The sequence below is a fragment of the Achromobacter sp. UBA5777 genome, from assembly GCF_002418565.1.
Classification (GTDB): Bacteria; Pseudomonadota; Gammaproteobacteria; order Burkholderiales; family Burkholderiaceae_B; genus Achromobacter; species Achromobacter animicus.
The window spans coordinates 1-257 of the sequence record NZ_DIEJ01000306.1 but is presented as its reverse complement, the minus strand read 5'-3'; the positions used below and the strand labels follow the sequence as shown (position 1 = coordinate 257).

Annotated in this window: 1 pseudogene; it reads left to right on the top strand. The window is 72.8% G+C overall.

Going from position 1 to position 257, the window contains the following annotated elements:
* Positions 1-257, top strand: a pseudogene (locus tag B3446_RS26650) (RNA helicase); the annotation flags it as partial.

Below are 257 nucleotides of genomic sequence, written 5' to 3'. Positions count from 1 at the left end.
GGCCGCACGGGCCGCGCTGGCGCCACGGGCGCCGCGGTCTCGCTGGTCGACAACAGCGAAATCAAGCTGCTCAAGGACATCGAGCGCCTCATCAAGAAGACGATCGAACGCAAGCCCGTGGAAGGCTGGACGCCGCCCGCCACCAGCGCAGCCGCCTTCGAACGCCAGGAGCGCGACGAAGACTCGCGCAGCATGCGCGGCGGTCCCCGCAATGGCGGCCGCGGCGGCAACGGCGGCTCGGGCCGCTCCTCGCGCCC